This is a genomic window from Weizmannia acidilactici, assembly GCF_008974185.1.
Lineage (GTDB): Bacteria > Bacillota > Bacilli > Bacillales > Bacillaceae_C > Weizmannia > Weizmannia acidilactici.
Genome location: NZ_BKZP01000015.1, coordinates 1 through 16,942, shown reverse-complemented (window position 1 = coordinate 16,942; position 16,942 = coordinate 1). Strand labels below are relative to the sequence as shown.

Sequence of the window (16,942 nt, the reverse complement as noted above, 5' to 3'; positions counted from 1 at the left end):
ATTGTCCTTTTCACACTCCTACTTGTGCTGACGCTTCATATTTTGAAATTTCATCTTCAAGCAGCAATGTCAGCCCGATTTCATCCAGTCCCTTTAACAGCATATTCTTCTGGTACGGATCAATGTCAAAATGAATGGCTTTTTCCCCATTTAATACCACTTGTTTTTCAAGATCCACCGTCACATACAGCGATTGCGCCTCTGCAGCCTCCATCAGCTGCTTAACTTCTTCTTCCGGTAGCATAACCGTTAATATCCCGTTTTTCAGGCAGTTGTTGTAAAAAATATCGGCAAAACTCGGCGCGATGATCACTTTAAATCCGTAGTCCTGCAGGGCCCACGGCGCATGCTCGCGCGAGGACCCGCATCCGAAATTTTCTCCCGCAATCAGAATAGATGCGCCGGTGTATTTCGGGTCGTTTAAAGGAAAATCACCCCGTTTTTCCCCGTTCTCATCAAAGCGCCAATTATAAAACAAGCATTTCCCGAACCCTTGCCGCTCAATTCTTTTTAAAAATTGTTTTGGGATAATTTGGTCGGTATCAACATTTTTCCTGTCCAAAGGGAATACGAGGCCAGAAAAAGTTTGAAATGGCTCCATTTGCTTTTGCCCCCTTTACATGATTAATGCGCCGGCTTGATCCAGTTTCCTGACATCGACAAATTTGCCGTAAATCGCAGCAGCCGCTGCCATGGCCGGGCTAACGAGATGCGTTCTTGCGCCGGCCCCCTGCCTGCCTTCAAAATTCCGGTTCGATGTGGAGGCGCATCTTTCCCCGGCCGGAACGATATCATCATTCATGGCCAGGCACATGCTGCATCCGGATTCGCGCCATTCAAACCCGGCTTCTATAAAAATTTTATCCAGCCCTTCTTCTTCCGCTCGGGCTTTCACGCTTTGCGAACCAGGTACAACTAAAGCGCGGACCCCTTCTCTGACGTGCCGGCCCTTTACAATTTCTGCAGCCGCCCTCAAATCGGCAAGGCGTGAGTTTGTGCACGATCCGATAAACACATGCTGGACGGGAATATCGGTAATTTTTGTCCCCGGTTCGAGGCCCATATAGCGCAATGCTTTTTCAACCGCCTGGCGTTCACCCGGATCATCGATTTCCGCCGGATCCGGCAGTTTTTCGCTGACCGGCAGGCACATCGACGGGTTCGTTCCCCATGTCACTTGCGGTTCGATTTCGCTTGCATCCATTTCAAGCGTGCGGTCGTAAACCGCCCCTTCATCCGATGCAAGCGAAAGCCAGTAAGCCGCTTTTTCTTCAAAATCTTCTTTCGGCGCGTATTTTCTCCCTCGCAAAAACGAAATGGTCGTTTCATCCGGGCTGATGAGACCTGCCCTGGCACCGGCTTCAATCGACATATTGCAGACGGTCATCCGCTCTTCCATTGATAAATTACGGATTGCCTCCCCGGTGTATTCGACAATATAACCGGTTCCGACGCCGATGCCGAATTTTGCAATAATGGCGAGGATTAAGTCTTTTGCCGTGACGCCCGGACCGAGCTTGCCGTTGATTTTAATTTGCATCGTTTTCGGCCGCTTTTGCCAAAGTGTCTGTGTCGCCAAAACATGCTCGACTTCGCTTGTACCTATGCCGAACGCGATCGCGCCAAACGCGCCGTGCGTTGATGTATGGCTGTCCCCGCATACAATCGTTTTCCCCGGCTGTGTCAGCCCGAGTTCAGGCCCGATGACATGGACAATCCCCTGATCCGGATGATTGATCCCAGCGAGAGGAATGCCAAATTCCTGGCAGTTTTTTTCCAAAGTTGACATTTGTTTTTTCGAAATCGGGTCTTTTGAGATCCTGCCCCTTGTTGTGGCAACATTGTGGTCAACCGTTGCAAACGTCAAATCCGGCCTTCTCACTTTGCGGTTATTCATTCTCAGCCCTTCGAACGCCTGCGGGGAAGTAACCTCATGGACCAAATGAAGGTCGATATAGAGGAGGTCCGGCTTCCCTTCTTCTCGGTGGACCAAATGGTTTTCCCAAATTTTGTCGATAATCGTTTTCGGTGCCATCGTATCACTCCCATCCGTTGCTTTTTATTGTCTCCATATGTCATCCGCGGATGACGCCCCATTAAACTCCGGAAATCAATTGGAAACGCTGGACGCGGCTTCACTTTCGCCCAATTTTTCTATCAGCCTGCCGGCCAGTTCATCCGTGCCGACGATTTTGCCGTTCGGAACTTGCAGGTCACCTGTACAATATCCGGCTCTAAGCACGCCATCCACCGCTTTTTCAATTGCCTCGGCTTCTTTTTCAAGCCCGAACGAGTAACGCAGCATCATCGCGGCCGATAACACTGTGCCAAGCGGGTTGGCTTTTCCCTGGCCGGCAATATCCGGCGCCGAACCGTGGACCGGTTCATACATGCCGAACCGGTCGGAACGGAGGCTTGCTGAAGGAAGCATGCCAAGGCTGCCGGTAATCATTGAAGCTTCATCGCTTAAAATATCGCCAAACATATTTTCAGTGACAATGACATCGAATTGGCCCGGATTTGCAATGAGCTGCATCGACGTTGAGTCAACAAGCATATTGCGTACTTCCACATCCGGATATTTCGCTGACGTCTCCTCAACAATTTCCCGCCACATTCTGCTCGATTCCAGCACATTTGCCTTATCTACAGATGCCAGTTTTTTTCTTCTGATGCGCGCAAGCTGAAATGCTTTGTCTACGATCCTTTCAATCTCTTCTCTCGTATATTGCAGCGTATCCACAACCTCATGCTGTGCCGGGCCGCGCCTTTCGCTAGGGCGCCCGAAATATAAGCCGCCGGTCAGTTCCCTGACAATGACAAGATCCACATTTTCCACAAATTCCCGTTTTAACGGCGATGCCGAAAGGAGAGGCGCGTATGCTTTTACCGGGCGCAAATTTGCAAACAGCCCCATTTCTTTTCGGAGACCGAGCAGCCCTTTTTCCGGGCGGAGGGAGGCCGGATTATGGTCCCACTTCGGCCCGCCTACCGCACCGAGCAGAATCGCATCGCTCCTGCGGCAAATTTCAAGTGTTTCTTCAGGGAGGGGCGTGCCCGTTTCATCAATTGCCGCGCCGCCGATCAGCCCTTTTTCAAAAACAGCTTCATGGCCGTAACGGCCCAACACATTTTTTAAAACGCGGATCGCTGCGTCCATGACTTCCGGCCCGATTCCATCGCCGGGCAGAACAGCCATTTTCATTTCCATTGTATTTCCTCCCCGTGTGATCATACCTGTACTTTGTTTCTCGTTTGCTGTTCCATGGCAATCGCCCGATTAATCGCATTTAAGAAAGCTTTTGCCGAAGCTTCCAAAACGTCCTGGGCAGATCCGCGGCCTCCGGATTCAAACTGCCCGTATTTGACTTTGACAAATGCGTCAGCCAGCGCATCCTGCCCGGAGCCGACCGACTGCAGTTTATAGTCCTTCAATTCGATCGGGCCTTCAAACATCTTGCTGATTGTGTGGTAAATGGCTTCAACGCTGCCCGATCCTGTTCCGGCTTCTTCTGCCAGTTCCCCTTCAGGCGTTTTGATCCGGACAGTTGCCGTCGGGATGTTCAGCGTGCCGTACTGTACCTGCACGTTTTCCAGTTCATATTGCGGCGTATCCGCCACATCGGTTTGTTTATCGGCTAAAATCGCAAACAAATCATCGTCGGTGACTTCTTTTTTCTTGTCCGTTAACGCTTTGAAAGCTTTAAACGCTTCGTTCAGTTTTTCCTGGTCAAGGTCAAAGCCGAGCTCCGTCGCCCGTTCTTTGAAGGCATGGCGGCCGGAATGCTTGCCGAGCACTAGCCTGTTGCTGGAGAAACCGACCAGTTCCGGCGTAATGATTTCATAAGTCGAAGCTTCTTTTAACACGCCGTCCTGGTGAATACCGGATTCGTGGGCAAATGCATTGGCTCCGACAACCGCTTTATTGCCCGGAACGACCATACCCGTTAATTTGCTGACCAGCTGGCTCGTGCGTTTGATTTCGTTTAATTTCAGGCCGGTTGTTGCCTTGTAATAGTCTTGGCGGATGTGAAGGGCAACTGCGACTTCTTCGAGCGCCACATTACCGGCCCGTTCACCGATGCCGTTGATTGTCCCTTCCACCTGGAGGACGCCGTGTTCTACTGCCGAAAGCGTATTGGCTGTGGCCATCCCAAGATCGTCATGGCAATGGGCCGATAAAATGACTTTGTCAATATTCGGGACATGCTCGCGCACATAGTCGTACAGCGCGCCATACTCTTTCGGCGTCGTATAGCCGACTGTATCCGGAAGATTGATAACATTTGCGCCGGCATTGATCACTTCCGTAATGATGCGGACGAGAAAATCTTTATCAGACCTCGTTGCATCTTCCGCCGACCATTGCACAACCGGAAATTTTTGTTTTGCATATTTTACGGCTTCGACTGAATCGTAAACGACTTCATCCGGGGTTTTTCTCAGTTTGTACGTCATATGGATGGGCGAAGTTGCCAAAAAGACATGGATTCTCGGTTCAGCAGAGTGCTTTAAAGCATCCCAGGCCGCATCAATATCGCGTTGGTTTGCCCTTGCCAATCCCGTAACAGAGCTGTTTTTCACCGTTTTTGCGATCGCTTCAACCGCTTGGAAATCCCCTTTGGAAGAGGCAGGAAACCCCGCCTCAATAATGTCTACTCCAAGCCTTTCCAACTGCTTTGCGATTTCGAGCTTTTCCGCCATATTCAGATTGACGCCTGCGGATTGTTCCCCATCCCTTAAAGTCGTGTCAAAAATATTAACCTTTCGCATTCACGACCACTTCCTTTTGCTTAATCGGATTTTTGACAAAAGGCATTAATTCACGCAGTTCTTCGCCTACTTTTTCGAGCGGATGATTTTGCTCGCGGGCATTGATGGCATTGAACATCGGCCTGTTCGCCTGGTTTTCAAGGAGCCAACCCTTTGCAAACGTGCCATTCTGGATATCTTTCAATACTTCTTTCATGCGCTGTTTCGTTTCTTCGTTTACGACCCTTGGCCCGGAGACAAAATCGCCCCACTGCGCCGTGTCGGAGATGGAATAGCGCATGTTTTTTAAGCCGCCTTCGTAGATCAGATCGACAATCAGCTTCATTTCATGGCAGACTTCAAAATAGGCAAGTTCCGGCTGATATCCGGCTTCTGTTAACGTTTCAAAGCCGGCTTTGATCAATGAGGTCAAACCGCCGCACAGCACAGCCTGTTCGCCAAACAAATCGGTTTCCGTTTCTTCTTTGAAGGTTGTTTCAAGCACACCGGCACGGGCAGACCCGATCCCTTTTGAATAAGCAAATGCCAGGTCTTTTGCATCACCGGTTACATCCTGATGGACAGCGACAAGCGCAGGCACCCCGGCCCCTTCTTCAAATGTACGCCTGACCAGATGCCCCGGTCCTTTAGGCGCAACCATAAAGACATCTACATTTTCAGGAGGGATAATTTGGGTAAAATGGATATTGAATCCGTGTGCAAATGCCAGTGCATTGCCCGCCTCAAGTCCTACTTCCACCTCTTCTTTATACACTTTCGTTTGCTGCTCATCCGGCAAGAGCATCATGATCACATCTGCTTCTTTAGCTGCTTCTTTAACAGATTTTACGGAAAAACCATCCTGTGCGGCACGTTCAAATGATCTGCCAGGTCTTACGCCCACTACAACATCAAAGCCGTTATCACGCAGGTTTTGCGCATGGGCATGGCCTTGCGAACCATAGCCGATAACCGCGATTTTCTTTCCCTTTAAAACGGCTTCCTGGATATCTTTGTCGTAATAAACTTTTGCCATTGTGAATCTCTCCTTTTTGAAAATTTTTTATTTTAATAGTGAATAAGAGCTGAGATCTGTTACTTGTTTTTGCGAGCCACGTAGGAATGCGGTCAGGCCGGTGCGGACCATTTCCTTGATGCCGTATGGTTTCAATAAATCAACAAGCGCCTCCACTTTTTCGCTGTCTCCGGTCACCTGGATCGTGACGCTTTCACGGCTCACATCAATGATCGATGCCCGGAAAGGTTCGACCAGTCCGCCGATTTCGCTTCTTGTCTGTGCGGTGCTTAATACTTTAATGAGGGCAAGCTCCCGCGAGACAATCGCCTGGTCCGTAATATCCTGAACCTTGATGACATCAATGAGCTTGTTCAGCTGTTTTGTCAGCTGTTCAGCCTGCCTGTCGTCTTCAACATTGACGACGATTGTCATCCGGGAAATGCCTTCCATTTCAGTGCGGCCCACCGTGATGCTGTCGATGTTAAACTGCCGCTTTGCGAGCACACCTGTAATTTTATTCAGCACGCCGCTCTGGTTTAACACGGTGGCTACAACAATTCTTTTCATGGCTTCACCCCCATCATTTCATGCAGCCCTTTGCCCGGCGCCACCATCGGAAACACTGCTTCAAGCCTTTTCACCCGGCAGTCGACAAGTACGGCTTCATCATCCTGCAGCACCTTTTTAAGCGCAAGCTCAAGTTCTTCATTGTTTGTGGCGCGGATGCCCCCGATGCCGTAACTTTCTGCAAGCTTTACAAAGTCGGGCTGTACCGGAATGGTCGAGTATGAATACCGTTCTTCATAAAACGATTCCTGCCATTGGCGCACCATCCCGAGATATTGATTGTTGACAATGAAAATTTTAAGCGGCAGATTCAATTCTTTTACAACCGCAAGCTCCTGCAGCGTCATTTGGAAACCGCCGTCTCCGACAATTGCAACAACTTTTTCGTCCGGACAGGCAATTTGTGCGCCGATCGCTGCCGGGAACCCGAATCCCATCGTGCCGAGCCCGCCTGATGTAATCCATTTGTGCGGCTTTTCAAAACCGTAGTATTGCGCTGCCCACATTTGGTGCTGGCCGACATCAGTGGAAACAATCGCATCTCCGTTTGTATAATGATGGATTCTTTTAATGACATGTTGTGGGGACAGCTCCTCATCGTTATCTTCATACCAAAGCGGGTAATTTTCGGCGTATTCCTTCACATGTTGGACCCATTCATCTGTGCCGTTGTTTTGCAGATCTTCAGCACAAATTTTCAGTAGTGCTTCTTTTGCATCCGATACGATCGGGATGTCTGTTTTTACGTTTTTGCCGATTTCAGCCGGGTCGATATCAATGTGGACCACCCTTGCATTCGGGGCAAAATGGGCTAAATTACCGGTAAGCCTGTCATCGAATCTGGCCCCGATATTAATCAAGAGGTCGCATTCGCATATCGCCATATTTGCCGCGTATGTCCCGTGCATGCCGCCCATTCCGAGAAAGAGCGGATGGCTAAACGGAAAACTTCCAAGGCCGAGCAGCGTATTGACAACCGGAATATGGCATTTTTCCGCAAATTTGATTAAAAGATCGGACGCCTTCGCATGCAGGATTCCCGCGCCTGCCAAAATGACCGGTTTGCTGGAATAAGAGACGGCTTCCATCAGCTTTTTAATTTGGAGCGGATTCGGGTAAAAATTCGGCTGGTATCCCGGCAAGTAGACTTCCGGGCCTTCGCCTAATTCCACCGTTCCCTGCTGGATATTTTTCGGAATATCGACGACAACCGGGCCCGGCCTTCCGGATTTCGCAATATGAAAAGCTTCTTTCACGACACGGGGCAAATCCCGCAAATCGCGCACCTGGTAATTATGTTTTGTAATCGGCGCCGTCATGCCGATGACATCGGCTTCCTGGAAAGCGTCGGATCCGATAACGGAAGTTGCAACCTGTCCAGTAAATACAACAAGCGGAAGCGAATCCATCATGGCATCCGCAATGCCGGTAATTAAGTTTGTTGCCCCCGGCCCTGACGTTGCAATGACGACACCCGGTTTTCCGGTAACACGCGCGTAGCCTTCCGCCGCATGAATGGCGCCCTGCTCGTGCCGGGTAAGGATATGCCTGATCGGTTTATCGTAAAGCGCATCGTAGATCGGCAATACCGCACCCCCCGGATAACCGAACATCACTTCGACCCCTTCATTGATCAGTAACTGGACAAGCGCTTCAGCACCACTACATTCCGCTGTTTTCACATTGCCATCCATTCTTGCTTTCGCACACACAATTTAACCTCCTATTCTGAAATACGCAGGCTCATTCGCTTTACTGTGATCTATCCCAATAAAAAATGCCTTTTCTCCTTGAAACCGGCAAATCGGATTTTGCCGGTTTTGCAGGGATGAAAAGGCAACTTTTCATGGTACCACCCAACTTCACGGCGTTCTTGCAAACGCCGCCTCATGCAGCATTCCTTACAGAATGTTGCTTTTTGTAACAAGTCGCCCACACCCGGCAGCCGACTCGGCAAACCCTAATAGGCAAAAAGCCGTTCAGATCCGCACTCAGAGGCGATGTCATGATTGGGGTATTGCCGGGCTCCCAGCATCCCCGGCTCTCTGAAAATACCTGATCCAATCACTTTGTCCCCGTCAACGTTTTTTGCGGTAATCCAATTTTCAAAACCCCGCCCGTATTGGCGGAAGTAACCAATGCAGAATACCTAGCCAAATATCCGCGAGTAATTTTCGGATCCGGCTGCACCCAATTTTGTCTTCTCCGCTGTAGCACTTCTTCAGGCACATGCAGTTCAATGCTTCTGTTGATTAAATCAATGGTGATTTGGTCGCCGTTTTCGACATAAGCGATCGGGCCGCCTTCTGCCGCTTCCGGAGAAATATGCCCGACGCAGATTCCGCGCGTCGCCCCGGAAAATCTCCCGTCCGTAATCAAAGCAACTGTCTTACCAAGTCCCCGGCCCATAATGGATGAAGTTGGCGCAAGCATTTCCGGCATACCCGGCCCGCCTTTAGGCCCTTCATAACGGATGACAACGACATGCCCTTCACGGACCATCCCGCTGTCGATCCCGGCCTGGGCTTCTTCCTGGGAGTCGAATACAATCGCCTCCCCGGTAAAGGTTTTAATGGACGGATCAACGGCACCAACTTTGATAACTGCTCCATCCGGAGCCAAGTTTCCGTACAGGATAGACAAGCCGCCGACAGGGCTGTACGGATTTTCTTTTGGCCTGATCACTTCCAAGTTTAAAATTTTCGCATCTTTCACATTTTCATAGATGGATTTTCCCGTAATGGTCAGCCGATCCGGATGAATGGCGCCTTCAATTTTGCAAAGTTCATGGATAATGGCGCTAATGCCGCCTGCGAGATGCACGTCATGCATCGAATAATCCGAGGCCGGCATAATTTTTGCCAGGTACGGTACCCTTTTGGCCACTTCGTTGATGCGTTCCAAATCATAGTCAATCCCTGCTTCATGGGCAATTGCCAGCGTATGTAGCACTGTATTGGTTGAACCGCCCATCGCCATATCAAGCGCGAACGCATCGTCAATTGCTTCTTCTGTCACAATATCGCGCGGGCGGATATCATTTTTAATGCAATTCATTAAATACTGGACAGCTTCCCGGATGATGCGGTGCCGTTCTTCCGACGTGGCAACGATCGTTGCATTGCCCGGTGGAGTAAGCCCAAGCATTTCCATTAAAGAATTCATTGAGTTTGCCGTGAACATCCCTGAACACGACCCGCAAGTCGGGCAGGCGCTCGTTTCCAGCATTCTCAATTCATCGTAACTGATTTTTCCGGATTTATGGGCACCGACGCCTTCGAAAACCGACGTCAGGGAAAGCTGTCTTCCATCCGGTGAGACCCCCGCTTCCATCGGGCCTCCCGAGACAAATACCGCGGGAACATTCGTCCTTACTGCCGCCATCAACATACCCGGCGTAATTTTATCGCAGTTTGGAATAAAAAATACCCCGTCAAACCAGTGCGCGTTGATGACTGTTTCGGCACTGTCGGCAATCAACTCGCGGCTTGGCAGCGAATACCGCATCCCGATATGCCCCATCGCAATGCCGTCATCAACCCCGATTGTGTTGAATTCAAACGGGACGCCACCCGCTTCCCTGATCGCCTCTTTTACGACTTCTGCAAACTTGTTTAGATGCTTATGCCCCGGGATAATATCAATATAGGAATTGCACACCCCGATGAAAGGTTTATCAAAATCTTCCGTTTTCAGTCCTGCCGCATACAGCAAACTGCGATGCGGGGCCCGGTCGATCCCTTTTTTGATCATGTCGCTTCGCATTCCATCACTCCCATTCCATCACCTTCAGGGGGCTTTTTTCCGCCCGCTGCGCCAAGTTTCTGCGATATTGTGCTTGAGCGAATTTTTAATATTCTTTAATTGTTGTCAATCATACGACTTTTAGGCGCAGAGGTCAACCCTTTTCCGTGAACTTTTTTGACAATTTTGATTTAAAAATCTATTTGTAAACGCTTCCATCATTTTCACGATAGTATTTTTATCATTTTAAATTTTTTATGTTTTTTCGAAATGACATTTTTCTTTTTATTGGATTTTAAAAGCATTTTCCCATTAAATATTGATGAGCATGAAATCCACTCCTGCCCGAGAGATCCCGCGCCACCGCTCTCCCGCTTACGCCCGGCAAATGGCGCGATCAACCAAAAAAATTTAACAGAAAAAATTTCTCTTACGCTGTTGACAGAAGGAATGTTCAGTGATAATCTTATTTTCAAACAATACAAAAAACAAAGTCGAGGACGGGAAGAGTAAGTTTGGGACTTGTTCCCCAGAGAGTTGGCATATTGCTGAAAGCCAATGTTCAAGCCCATTCCGAAGATCATCCCCGAGATGCAAAGCTGAAATTGCAGTAAGCTTTGACGGCAATTCCCCCGTTAGTTGAGGAACACGTATGATTGTACGTTGATGAGGTGCCGCATATTGTAATGCGGAATGAGGGTGGTAACGCGAGTAAACTCGTCCCTTTATCGGGGCGGGTTTTTTTATTTTCCAATACATTTCACATCAAAAGGAGTAGACAGATATGAAACGAAACGAAACATTATTTATCGGCTTTATGTTATTTTCCATGTTTTTCGGGGCCGGGAATTTAATCTTCCCTCCATTTCTCGGCGTCCAGTCGGGAACATCCTATTGGCCGGCGATGGCGGGCTTTATTGTAACCGGCGTCGGGCTTCCGGTTCTGGTTATCGCTACGGTATCGGTTGTTGACGGCGGCATCCAGGCGATCGGGAACCGTGTCCACCCGCTTTTCAGTACCGTTTTTACTGTCATTGTCTATTTATGCATCGGGCCGTTTTTGGCGATCCCGCGCAATGCAAACGTTGCTTACGAAATGGGTGTTAAACCGTTCCTTCCCGCTTCCGTCCAAAGTTCGCCTGTTGCTTTGCTGTTGTTCAGCGTAGTATTTTTCCTGCTTGTCTACCTGGTCAGTTTAAATCCGGAAAAAATGTCAAAATACCTCGGACGCTGGATTACGCCGGTATTGCTTGTAGCCATGGTGGTCCTTTGCGCTGTCGGCTTCTTTAAACTCGCGGGGCACCCACTCCAGGCACCGGCTGTGGATTATCAAACTGGTTCTTTCTTTAAAGGGTTTATTAACGGGTACTCCACGATGGATGCACTGGCTTCTCTGGCCTTCGGCATCGTCATTTTAACAGCGGTCAAACACCGTGGTGTGTCCAATAGAAAACAGATGACAGCTTATACATTAAAAGCCGGGTTTATCGCCGGCGCAATCCTTGCTTTAGTGTATGTCGCCCTTGGATTTATCGGGGCAAAAATGGCATCCGCCGGCACTTTTCAAAACGGCACGGACGTATTAACCGCAGTTTCCACACTGCTTTTCGGGGAAGCCGGAAAAGCGCTGCTCGGATTTATCTTTATGCTGGCCTGCTTCACAACAGTAGTTGGATTAACAACAGCATGCGGGGAGTATTTTTCAAATTTAATGCCGAAACTCAGCTATCATCAGGTGGTCATTGCCGTCACCCTTGTTGGTTTTACACTCTCGAATTTAGGCCTGAATTTGATTTTAAAATTTTCCGTACCTTTTTTGGAAATGGCCTATCCGATGACGATCGTGCTTGTTGTCCTGACGTTTTTCCATAAGCTTTTCCACGGTTCGAAAAAAGTGTACGGCTGCACATTGTTATTTACTGGCGTCTTTGCCGTCATCGAAGGGCTGGAAGGGTTCGGTATCCCGCTTGGCTTTGTACAGGCTTTCGCGCAAAAACTTCCGCTTGCCTCTGCTGGGTTGGAATGGGTCGTACCGGCACTTATTGGAGCTGCCGCCGGGCTTCTGCTAAGCAGGCTGGGGCACCATGCACCCGAGGCACAGCCGGTCCATTCAAAAGCAACGGAACAAAGCTTGTAACATGCCGCAAACGGCTGCTGCATTTATAGAATTTTAAAACCCCCGGGCCACTCCAAAATGGCCGCGGGGGTTTTAATACCCAGTTTCTTCTATAATATATATATCTTATAACAGTTGGATTTCCTTCTTTAATTCATCATATTTGAAATAGTCTTTTATGCCTGCTGCAAAGTTCCCTTCATTTCAGCCCTGTTATCAAAGGAAAGCTCCCTCATAACCATTTATTGCACAATTTCCGGGCGCAATCCGGTAATGACCATTTTGCAGCTCATCATTGAATTGCCGTCAATGATTTTAAAAATATGGTCAATGACATGCATTTCCATTTCCGAAATCCCGGAAAAATCCATAATCAGCGTTTGAATATGCAACCTGCCAACTTCCAGCAGCACTTTCTCTTCCCTATGAGCCCCTTTCTTCTTTACGAAGAATGCGTCCGCCTGTATTGATATTGTTTCCACTGATAGTGGATAAAGCACCCGATGCAGAAACCGAGGATCGCAATGAATGCAGCAAGTGCGACGAGAGCAGTAAACACATAGCCTGCAACGTTCCACCCGAGGCGAAAACTGATAAACCCGAGCGCCAGGCATGTTACGGCAATTTTTTGGTTAAATTGCTGCTGCTCCCAATCTTCCGGTATGTAGGCTTTCGGGTCTTTCCGCAAAAACAGCTTTGCCAGTTTCATCACCGGATTGAAGTGGAACAATAACCCTGCCAGGCCCGCAACGAGCGGAATCAACAAAAACCACTCCCGCCCGGACACCCAGGTTAAAACTACACTCAGCACAATCACCCATTGGTTTGCCCTTACCAATGGGCGAGGTATCGAACGCACCATTTCCGCCATTTAAACCCAACCTTTCCAATATAATTAATTTATTTAATGCTATATTAAGGGATTTTTTGTGTTTTGTATACTCTTTTGATTTCACCAGCTTCGACAATTGAAACCTTTTGTTTTATGATTCGTATAAAGAGAAGAAGGTACATTTATATTTTTGCTGGTAAAGGAGACAAATATGATGTCATCTTTGTCACAAGTATACAAGTTACTGCTTGGCTTAACGGAATTGTTTTTCGGCATCCCTTTTTTGGGCGGGGCGATTATTCTCGCTCATCTGTGGGCCCCGTTAGGCGGGTTGATTCTGCTCCATATCGTCGGTGCTGTGTTTGCTTATGCAGGCGGAAAAGCGGTTTGGGGACATGTATTCGGCATCATTGGAAACGTGCTGGCTTTTATTCCGGTTTTAGGCATGATTTTACACATTTGCATCGGATTGACCGTCTTTACCCAAGGACTGCGAAACACCTAATACGAAAAAGTCGCTTATAGAGAGCGGCTTTTTAAATGGCTGTTTTGCTTTCCGATTGTTCGGCTATATAGGCTGTAATTTTTCCCCACGCTTCCTGCGTTGCCAAAAAATCACTGTAATGCTGCTTTACTTGGCTGTGGTAATGTTCAAATTCCCGAAGCACGTCCATAAAATCACTGCGCCCAAAATACCGGCAAATTTTTGGCAGCGTCGCTTCGAGCCGGGCGCGCACTTTTTCAATTTTTTCTTCATACGTTTCCGGCTGGGTAATGTACAGGTAAAGCGGCTTATACCGGATCCAGCCGACGCACGCTTTATAAAAACGTTCGACAACCTGCTTTGTGTCCGCTTTTATATAGTTTAAATTTGTCGGCAGCACCCCGAGCAGCAGATGCTGGTAAGCGCCGAACCCGTCATGGAATGTATAGGCGGGGACACGCAAAACTTTCCGTTCACCCAGGCATGTACTTAAAAAAGTATCTTCGCCGCGCGCATTCGGGGGATTGTAAAACGGAAGCACGCGGGAAGGGTCCGTTAAATTCAGTGTCAAGTTCGAACCCGAAATGAATTTTGCCCGGTTCACTTCCTCCACTTCTTCCGCTTCGTCACTGATAAGGATGCTTGTATCGGCATACGTTACCCCGCCGTTTTCCATCACGCTTTTAATTGTATTCCAATTTACAATATCATTGCTCAAGGCTTCGATAAAGGTTCGGAGATCTTGTTCATTCAAATCTTCGTTGAAGGCAATGAAAGGGATCGGGGAAATATAGCCGCAGTGGTAACCATTTGTAATATCCGCCTCTCTGATGTGCTCCAAATGGGTCCGCAGCACCTGCTGGCCTCCCCAAACAGCATATTTCCTGCTTTTTGTAACGGCAACTGGATATTCATCGTCATCCAGAAAAATCAGATAGTCGATCCCGTTTTTTAATGCTTCGTAAACGACGATATTCCGTTTTGAAGCATATCCATCCCCAAACAACAAGCCGCCTTCTTTTTCCGAGATGATGCCGCGTAAAACAAGGTCTTCCATTTCTTTCCGTGTTTCCTCTTCCCCGATAAAACAGGCATGATCAATTTCTTCCATTATATCTGTATCTATATGTATAAAATCCTCCGGTTCGGCATTTTCATAGTTTAAGTCGTACGCAACAAACAGGCGCAGACGGATGCGGTCTATTTCCGTCAGTTCGGATTCTTTTAAATTATACATATAGGTTCTTAAAACATTCTTAAAACTTTTCCTTCCTGTTGCAAATCCAATACCAACTTTGATTCCCTCTGCCATTGCTCATTTCCTTTCCTGTCCTGAAATGTGAAAAACACTCTCTTTCCCTTATACCCCATTGCAAAGTGAAACAAAACCTGACATAACTTTCCCGGATTGTGGGTAAACTTCGAATGTGATTGGATCCGGGCTTATGGAACAAAAGTGAAAAATGGAAAAAAGGAGAAATACGATGGCTGAACAAATCCCAAATGAAAAAACAATAGATGATACAATTGACCTTTTGAAGGAAGGCTACCTCTATATTAAAAACCGGACGGATGAGTATCGGATAAATTTGTTTGAAACGCGCCTGCTTGGACAAAAAGCTGTCTGCATCAGCGGCGAAGAAGCGGTAAAAATTTTTTACGATCCGGAAAAATTCAAGCGGAACGGAGCTGCCCCGAAACGTGTACAGAAAACATTGTTCGGGGAAAATGCGATCCAGACATTGGACGGGAAAGAACATATCCGCCGAAAAGCTTTGTTTTTGTCGCTAATGGGGCCTGATGCACAGCAGCGACTCGCACAAATGGCAGCAGCGGAATGGGAAGCCTGCATCCCAAAATGGGAAAAAGCCGTCAGGATCGTATTATTTGATGAAGCAAAAAACCTTCTTTGCCGGGCCGCATGCCGCTGGGCCGGTGTGCCGCTCCGGGAAGAGGAGACCGGGAAACGGGCACAGGAATTTATGGATATGGTGTACGCTTTCGGGGCTGTTGGGCCGCGGCATTGGAAAGGAAGAATGGCAAGAACGAGCGCGGAAGACTGGGTACGCGGCATTATTGAAGATGTCCGTGCAGACAAAATAAAAGCCGAAGATGGTTCTGTTTTAAAGGAAATAGCACTGTACCGGGATAAAGACGGCCGGCAGCTCGATGCGCAAATAGCAGCCGTGGAACTGATCAATGTGCTCCGCCCGATCACCGCAATTGCCACCTTCATTACCTTTGCAGCCCTTTCCTTACTTGAGCATCCCCGCTATAAAGGGTGGTTAGAAGGCGGGGACGAACAACGCATCGAATGGTTTGCCCAGGAAGTCAGGCGTTTTTACCCATTCGGCCCTTTCTTAGGCGCAAAAGTCCGCAAAAATTTTACATGGAACGGCTATGAGTTTAAAAAAGGGCTGCTTGTGCTGCTCGATATGTACGGCACGAACCATGATGAAAAGATTTGGGGGGATCCTGATGTGTTTCGGCCGGAACGTTTCCGGGACTGGAACGGCAGCCTGTTTAATTTTATTCCCCACGGCGGTTCGGATCCGTCGAGAGGCCACCGCTGCCCAGGCGAAGGGATTACGCTGGAAATCATGAAAGCTACCCTTGATTTTCTTGTCAATAAAATTGATTATGATGTCCCGGCGCAAAATTTAAACATTCCGCTGAATAAAATCCCGACATTGCCGGAAAGCGGTTTTATCATACAAAATGTGAAAAAGAAAACGCCTGCCGTTTAATGGCGGGCGCTTTCTTTAAATCCGTCCAGTTTAGTCGTCGCTTCCCCAAATGCCGAGGATTTGCAAAATGTTAATAAACAGGTTTACAAAATCCAAATACAAATTTAAAGCCAAAAGCGGAACCATTTCCTCCGTTATACTGTGGTGCTTCATTTGGTTAAAGTCATATACAATATACAAGGAAAAAACAATTGCACCAATAAAGGAACACGCCAGCAGGCCGGTTGGAGTAAGCGGGCTGAAAATGCTGAAAATCCCGATGAAAATGAGCGCCAGCAATGCAACGAGCAATGCCGTGCTTAAAAAGCCGAGGTCCCTTTTTGTAACCGCGCCGATTGTACCCATGACGGCAAAAATGCCAAAGGTGGAACCGAAAGCGAGCAGTACCACTTCAGCTCCGGCCACGGATGCATAATAAGCAACGACAGGGTACGTCGTAATGCCGGATATAAACGTAAACGCATAGACAAATAAATAGCCGACGCTCTTCCGCCTTCTCAGCCAAAAAGCGGCAATGATCATGGCCACTTCCGCAACCATCAGCGGCATCATTAACCCCGGCGGCACGAATCTTCCCGTATATAAACCTGCTGTCGCAAACAGCAGCGAAACGGCAAATACCCAGAGCACTTTCTGGAACATCGACCTTTGCCTTGTTTGTAAGGCCTCCATAAAATCCCTC

The 16,942-nt window shown here is 48.2% G+C and carries 16 protein-coding genes and 1 other annotated feature; of the genes, 4 read left to right on the top strand and 12 right to left on the bottom strand.

All coding sequences use genetic code 11. From position 1 onward, the window contains the following. Positions 1-10 precede the first annotated feature (10 nt). The 8 genes from leuD to ilvD form a co-directional block, all read right to left on the bottom strand. Positions 11-601: a 3-isopropylmalate dehydratase small subunit gene (leuD, locus tag BpJC4_RS08070; protein ID WP_151679633.1), complete on the bottom strand. Its 591-nt coding sequence runs from the start codon at positions 599-601 to the stop codon at positions 11-13. A 15-nt stretch (positions 602-616) separates the two neighbouring features. Then, a complete protein-coding gene (gene leuC / locus BpJC4_RS08065) occupies positions 617-2,035 on the bottom strand; it encodes a 3-isopropylmalate dehydratase large subunit (protein WP_151679634.1) in 1,419 nt (472 codons plus the stop codon). Between the two features lie 75 nt (positions 2,036-2,110). Further along, on the bottom strand, positions 2,111-3,211 hold the full coding sequence (gene leuB, locus BpJC4_RS08060) for a 3-isopropylmalate dehydrogenase (protein ID WP_151679635.1): 1,101 nt from the start codon (positions 3,209-3,211) through the stop codon (positions 2,111-2,113). 20 nt (positions 3,212-3,231) lie between these two features. Then, positions 3,232-4,773, bottom strand: a complete 1,542-nt coding sequence (locus BpJC4_RS08055; protein ID WP_151679636.1) for a 2-isopropylmalate synthase — start codon at positions 4,771-4,773, stop codon at positions 3,232-3,234. Beyond that, positions 4,760-5,788: a ketol-acid reductoisomerase gene (ilvC, locus tag BpJC4_RS08050; protein WP_151679637.1), complete on the bottom strand. Its 1,029-nt coding sequence runs from the start codon at positions 5,786-5,788 to the stop codon at positions 4,760-4,762. Before ilvC ends, BpJC4_RS08055 begins: the two co-directional genes overlap by 14 nt. A gap of 27 nt (positions 5,789-5,815) precedes the next feature. Continuing rightward, positions 5,816-6,337: an acetolactate synthase small subunit gene (gene ilvN, locus BpJC4_RS08045; RefSeq protein WP_151679638.1), complete on the bottom strand. Its 522-nt coding sequence runs from the start codon at positions 6,335-6,337 to the stop codon at positions 5,816-5,818. Then, entirely contained in the window at positions 6,334-8,049 is a 1,716-nt protein-coding gene (gene ilvB, locus BpJC4_RS08040; protein WP_151697761.1) for an acetolactate synthase large subunit, read from the bottom strand. The genes ilvN and ilvB overlap by 4 nt, the downstream gene beginning before the upstream one ends. Before the next feature lie 352 nt (positions 8,050-8,401). Then, a complete protein-coding gene (ilvD, locus tag BpJC4_RS08035; protein ID WP_151679640.1) occupies positions 8,402-10,102 on the bottom strand; it encodes a dihydroxy-acid dehydratase in 1,701 nt (566 codons plus the stop codon). Between the two features lie 249 nt (positions 10,103-10,351). Here ilvD and BpJC4_RS16130 point away from each other — a divergent pair, with 249 nt between their 5' ends. Continuing rightward, entirely contained in the window at positions 10,352-10,594 is a 243-nt protein-coding gene (locus tag BpJC4_RS16130) for a hypothetical protein (RefSeq protein WP_172967459.1), read from the top strand. Continuing rightward, positions 10,570-10,809 (top strand) — a binding site (T-box leader). (Overlaps the previous gene by 25 nt.) Positions 10,810-10,865: 56 nt before the next feature. Then, positions 10,866-12,218 carry a branched-chain amino acid transport system II carrier protein gene (gene brnQ / locus BpJC4_RS08030; protein WP_151679641.1) on the top strand — a complete coding sequence of 451 codons (1,353 nt, stop codon included), beginning with the start codon at positions 10,866-10,868 and terminating at the stop codon, positions 12,216-12,218. 221 nt (positions 12,219-12,439) lie between these two features. Here the strand turns inward: brnQ and BpJC4_RS16560 are convergent, their stop codons facing one another. Continuing rightward, on the bottom strand, positions 12,440-12,610 hold the full coding sequence (locus BpJC4_RS16560) for an STAS domain-containing protein (RefSeq protein WP_253693388.1): 171 nt from the start codon (positions 12,608-12,610) through the stop codon (positions 12,440-12,442). 29 nt (positions 12,611-12,639) lie between these two features. After that, entirely contained in the window at positions 12,640-13,068 is a 429-nt protein-coding gene (locus BpJC4_RS08020) for a DUF4395 domain-containing protein (protein WP_151679642.1), read from the bottom strand. 175 nt (positions 13,069-13,243) lie between these two features. On the opposite strand from BpJC4_RS08020, the gene BpJC4_RS08015 reads away from it, so the two are divergent. Beyond that, positions 13,244-13,534, top strand: a complete 291-nt coding sequence (locus tag BpJC4_RS08015; protein WP_151679643.1) for a hypothetical protein — start codon at positions 13,244-13,246, stop codon at positions 13,532-13,534. 31 nt (positions 13,535-13,565) lie between these two features. Here BpJC4_RS08015 and BpJC4_RS08010 read toward each other — a convergent pair whose 3' ends face one another. Beyond that, positions 13,566-14,825, bottom strand: a complete 1,260-nt coding sequence (locus tag BpJC4_RS08010) for a hypothetical protein (protein WP_151679644.1) — start codon at positions 14,823-14,825, stop codon at positions 13,566-13,568. A 172-nt stretch (positions 14,826-14,997) separates the two neighbouring features. Between BpJC4_RS08010 and cypC the strand changes: the two genes are divergently transcribed. Continuing rightward, positions 14,998-16,260: a CYP152 family fatty-acid peroxygenase CypC gene (gene cypC, locus BpJC4_RS08005; protein WP_151697760.1), complete on the top strand. Its 1,263-nt coding sequence runs from the start codon at positions 14,998-15,000 to the stop codon at positions 16,258-16,260. 30 nt (positions 16,261-16,290) lie between these two features. Here cypC and BpJC4_RS08000 read toward each other — a convergent pair whose 3' ends face one another. Further along, complete coding sequence (locus BpJC4_RS08000) at positions 16,291-16,932, bottom strand: Bax inhibitor-1/YccA family protein (protein ID WP_151679646.1); 642 nt, start codon at positions 16,930-16,932, stop codon at positions 16,291-16,293. Positions 16,933-16,942: the final 10 nt, after the last annotated feature.

What these genes read in the sequence shown, in the direction of transcription:
- leuD (WP_151679633.1), bottom strand. Translation starts at nt 601, where the DNA reads ATGGAGCCATTTCAAACTTTTTCTGGCCTCGTATTCCCTTTGGACAGG.
- leuC (WP_151679634.1), bottom strand. Translation starts at nt 2,035, where the DNA reads ATGGCACCGAAAACGATTATCGACAAAATTTGGGAAAACCATTTGGTC.
- leuB (WP_151679635.1), bottom strand. Translation starts at nt 3,211, where the DNA reads ATGGAAATGAAAATGGCTGTTCTGCCCGGCGATGGAATCGGGCCGGAA.
- BpJC4_RS08055 (WP_151679636.1), bottom strand. Translation starts at nt 4,773, where the DNA reads ATGCGAAAGGTTAATATTTTTGACACGACTTTAAGGGATGGGGAACAA.
- ilvC (WP_151679637.1), bottom strand. Translation starts at nt 5,788, where the DNA reads ATGGCAAAAGTTTATTACGACAAAGATATCCAGGAAGCCGTTTTAAAG.
- ilvN (WP_151679638.1), bottom strand. Translation starts at nt 6,337, where the DNA reads ATGAAAAGAATTGTTGTAGCCACCGTGTTAAACCAGAGCGGCGTGCTG.
- ilvD (WP_151679640.1), bottom strand. Translation starts at nt 10,102, where the DNA reads ATGCGAAGCGACATGATCAAAAAAGGGATCGACCGGGCCCCGCATCGC.
- BpJC4_RS16130 (WP_172967459.1), top strand. Translation starts at nt 10,352, where the DNA reads ATGACATTTTTCTTTTTATTGGATTTTAAAAGCATTTTCCCATTAAAT.
- brnQ (WP_151679641.1), top strand. Translation starts at nt 10,866, where the DNA reads ATGAAACGAAACGAAACATTATTTATCGGCTTTATGTTATTTTCCATG.
- BpJC4_RS08020 (WP_151679642.1), bottom strand. Translation starts at nt 13,068, where the DNA reads ATGGCGGAAATGGTGCGTTCGATACCTCGCCCATTGGTAAGGGCAAAC.
- BpJC4_RS08015 (WP_151679643.1), top strand. Translation starts at nt 13,244, where the DNA reads ATGTCATCTTTGTCACAAGTATACAAGTTACTGCTTGGCTTAACGGAA.
- BpJC4_RS08010 (WP_151679644.1), bottom strand. Translation starts at nt 14,825, where the DNA reads ATGGCAGAGGGAATCAAAGTTGGTATTGGATTTGCAACAGGAAGGAAA.
- cypC (WP_151697760.1), top strand. Translation starts at nt 14,998, where the DNA reads ATGGCTGAACAAATCCCAAATGAAAAAACAATAGATGATACAATTGAC.
- BpJC4_RS08000 (WP_151679646.1), bottom strand. Translation starts at nt 16,932, where the DNA reads ATGGAGGCCTTACAAACAAGGCAAAGGTCGATGTTCCAGAAAGTGCTC.